The 3558-nt window shown below is 61.4% G+C and carries 5 protein-coding genes; all 5 read right to left on the reverse strand.

Annotation, left to right across the window (positions count from 1 at the left end; all coding sequences use genetic code 11):
• On the reverse strand, positions 1 to 908 hold a 908-nt coding region (locus tag WA702_RS13095), incomplete at its 3' end, for a FeoB small GTPase domain-containing protein (RefSeq protein WP_425110950.1).
• A 19-nt stretch (positions 909 to 927) separates the two neighbouring features.
• Positions 928 to 1203 carry a FeoA family protein gene (locus WA702_RS13100; RefSeq protein WP_425110951.1) on the reverse strand — a complete coding sequence of 92 codons (276 nt, stop codon included), beginning with the start codon at positions 1201 to 1203 and terminating at the stop codon, positions 928 to 930.
• A 98-nt stretch (positions 1204 to 1301) separates the two neighbouring features.
• Complete coding sequence (locus WA702_RS13105; protein ID WP_425110952.1) at positions 1302 to 1586, reverse strand: ribbon-helix-helix domain-containing protein; 285 nt, start codon at positions 1584 to 1586, stop codon at positions 1302 to 1304.
• The gene (locus WA702_RS13110; protein WP_425110953.1) at positions 1586 to 1771 is read right to left on the reverse strand and encodes a DUF4169 family protein; all 186 of its coding nucleotides are present in this window, start codon (positions 1769 to 1771) and stop codon (positions 1586 to 1588) included. Before WA702_RS13110 ends, WA702_RS13105 begins: the two co-directional genes overlap by 1 nt.
• A gap of 263 nt (positions 1772 to 2034) precedes the next feature.
• On the reverse strand, positions 2035 to 3453 hold the full coding sequence (gene fumC / locus WA702_RS13115; protein WP_425110954.1) for a class II fumarate hydratase: 1419 nt from the start codon (positions 3451 to 3453) through the stop codon (positions 2035 to 2037).
• Positions 3454 to 3558 lie beyond the last annotated feature (105 nt).

The raw sequence follows: 3558 nt of genomic DNA on the forward strand, positions 1-3558 counted from the left end.
ATGAACAGGAAGATGATGATGATCTGCGGCAGGAACACGATGACGCTGCCGACGCCGGAGATCACGCCGTTCTGCAGGAAGCTCTGCAGCAGGCCGCCGGGCAACTCCTCATGGACGAATTGGCCGAGCGCGTCGAAGGCTGCGGACAGCAGGTCCATGAGAGGCTGCGCCCAGGCGAACACCGCCTGGAACATCACGAACAGGATCAGCAACAGCACCACGAGGCCGCCGACCGGGTGCAGCACGACCGCATCGATCCGCGAGGTCCAGGTGTCGGGCCGCGCCGGCAGGCTGACGGTGTCGGCGATGATGCGATCAGCCTCGCGCTGGGTGGCGCGCAGCTCCGGCACGGTCAGCGGCTGCCAAGTGCTTTGATGCTCGGAGGGATTGGCCGAGAGCAGTTCGTCGGTCAGCCGCAGCAGATCGGCGGTGCCCTTCTTGCGCACCGCGATCGAGGTGACCACCGGGACGCCGAGCGCCTCCGACAGCCTGGGCACGTCGATCGTGACGCCGCGGCGGGTGGCGATGTCGAACATGTTGAGCACCAGCGCCAGCGGCCGGCCGGTGTTCTTCAATTCGAGCAAAAGACGAATCGTCAATCGCAGGTTGGTGGAATCGGCGACGCAGAGCACGAGATCGGGCGGTGTCTCGCTCTTGGCCCGTCCAAGCACGAAATCCCGGGTGATCTCCTCGTCGGGGCTGCGGCCTCGCAGCGAATAGGTGCCGGGGAGGTCGACCACCGAGATCTGGCGGCCCAAGGGAGTGACGAAGGACCCTTCCTTGCGCTCGACCGTGACGCCCGGATAATTCGCGACCTTCTGCCGGCTGCCGGTCAGCGCGTTGAAAAGCGAGGTCTTGCCGCTGTTAGGTGTCCCCACCAGGGCCAGATGCGTCAGCGGGCTTTCCATGGGATGCGTTCCAGCCGCCTTACGCCACGATGATGGCCATGGCCTCGCGGCGGCGCACCGCGACGGTGATGTTGTCGACCCGGACCGCGATCGGATCGCGTCCGACGATGCCCTCGTGCAGGATCTCGACCCGCGCGCCCTCGACGAAGCCGAGCTCGATGAGGCGGCTTTCCAGCTCAGCATCCGGCAACGACGAGCCGGCGCCGCTGGCTGAGAGGTGCTGAATCGTCCCGGAATAGCCGCGTTTCGCCAGCCCAAGCGGCAGGTGCGTCCGAGTATCGCAGTTTTCGGTCATCACCTGTATTTTCAATCGCACGTCGGTAGGTCAAGCGCAGCGTGCAAGATGACGCTGCATCTTAGAGCGATTGTAAACAGGTCGACGCAAACTGCCGATCAGACCCCGGGAGCAGCTGCGGACGCCGGATGGCGACCTTCAGGCTGCTTCGGCTCGCTGCTGTTGGCAGCGCGGCTCTTGAAGTGGTCGAGCACGAAGAGGCGGATTGCGGACGACAAATTGCCTTGCTGGCGATTGTTGTCGATCTCTCCGACCAGCTCCGACAACGTCATGTTTCGGAGTCCGGAGATCTCCTTCATGCCGTTCCAGAACGCCTCTTCAAGACTGACGCTAGTCTTATGACCGGCGACGACGATCGAGCGTTTCACGACGGGGGATTTCATCACGCGTCCTCGCCATTGATACGATGTTGATCCAATAGATCGTTTGCGCGCTGTCCACGTTGCGCTTCGGTCGTGCGCTCGCCTTTGGTCCTGCCGAACCGTGCGCGGTTCGCATCGGCCGCTTTCGCGGACTGATCGCGTTCCATGCGTTTTTTGAAACGCTTCAAGTTGACCACGTCCCCCATGTTCGCTCCAATCATCCAAGAGATCGCAGAACCCGGTCATCATGATAAAAACATGAACGACCGCGTATCGCGCGAACGGCCTCAACGGTGATCAGGACAATCACGTTTTCGGCCTCCGGCACCGTCAAAATTCTGATCCTGCTTTTTGCGAAAGAGAACGCGTTTGATCGCGAACACAGCAGGTTCTTGGTATTTAACACTATCCTTTAGGGGTTAATGGCGTGAATTGCATTAGCCCCCGTAGTACTACGGAATTACCGTTGCTATCTTCCCGGCCGAGTCATCTTTTGCGGCTGCACAAGGCGGTCGAATTCATCCGCGGAGACCAAGCCGAGCCGGGTCGCTTCCTCTTTCAAGGTCGTGCCGCGCTGGTGCGCCGACTTGGCTACCTTTGCGGCGTTGTCATAGCCGATCTTCGGCGCCAGCGCGGTGACCAGCATCAGCGAACGCTCCATTAGTTCGCGAATCCTGGTCTCGTCGGCGCGGATGCCGTTCACACAGTGCTCGGTGAATGAACGCGCCGCATCGCCCAGCAACTGGATTGAATGCATCATGCAATGAGCCAAAATAGGCTTGTAAACGTTCAATTCGAAATGTCCCTGGCTGCCTGCGACCGTGATCGCGGTGTGATTGCCGAACACCTGACAGCACACCATCGTCATCGCTTCGCATTGAGTCGGATTGACCTTGCCCGGCATGATCGAAGAGCCCGGCTCGTTCTCAGGCAGAATCAGTTCGCCCAATCCGGAGCGCGGTCCTGAGCCCAATAGGCGAATGTCGTTTGCAATCTTGAATAGTCCGGTCGCCGCCGAGTTGATCGCACCGTGCGCGAAGACATAGGCGTCGTTCGAGGCCAGTGCCTCGAACTTGTTGCCGGCGCTGGTGAAGGGCAGCTTCGTGATTTCGGCGGCATGCTTAGCGAACAGTTTTGCGAATCGGGGATGCGCATTCAATCCGGTGCCGACGGCGGTGCCGCCCTGCGCCAGCGGAAATAGATCGCGCGACGCCGTACGAATACGGATGATGGCGTTCTCGACCTGCGCGGCGTAGCCGGAAAATTCCTGACCCAATGTCAGCGGCGTCGCGTCCTGGGTGTGAGTGCGCCCGATCTTGACGATATCGGCGAAGGCTTCCTGCTTCGCGTGGAGCGCGTCGTGCAATTCGGTCAGGGCAGGCAGCAGATGGTCGTGGATCGCGCGCGCCGCCGCGATGTGCATGGCCGTCGGAAACGAATCGTTCGACGACTGGCTCATGTTGACGTGATCGTTGGGATGCACCGGCTGTTTGGCGCCGAGCTCGCCGCCCAGCATTTCGTTGGCCCGGTTGGCGATCACCTCATTCAGGTTCATGTTGGTCTGGGTGCCGGAGCCGGTCTGCCACACCACGAGCGGAAAGTGCTCGTCGAGCTTGCCGTCGATCACCTCTCGCGCTGCGCGCGCAATGGCGTCGGCACGCTTCTGGTCGAGCAGGCCGAGCTCGCGGTTGGTCTCGGCGGCGGCTAGCTTGACGATGCCGAGCGCGTGCACGATCGACAGCGGCATGCGGTCCTGGCCGATCCGGAAATTCTGCCGGCTGCGCTCGGTCTGCGCGCCCCAATAGCGGTCGGCAGGGACTTGGATCGGACCGAAACTGTCGGTCTCAGTGCGCGTGGACGCGCGCCGCGATTTATCTGATTGTGCCATGCAGCATGCCTATTATTGGTCGCAAACCGACGCCTGCCGGTTCAAGCATGCTTCAATCTAGGTATTTCCGGACTGTTCCGCCCGGCTTAGAGAGGCTTTCGCTTA

Source organism: Bradyrhizobium sp., from assembly GCF_049798375.1.
In the GTDB taxonomy this organism is placed as follows: domain Bacteria; phylum Pseudomonadota; class Alphaproteobacteria; order Rhizobiales; family Xanthobacteraceae; genus Bradyrhizobium.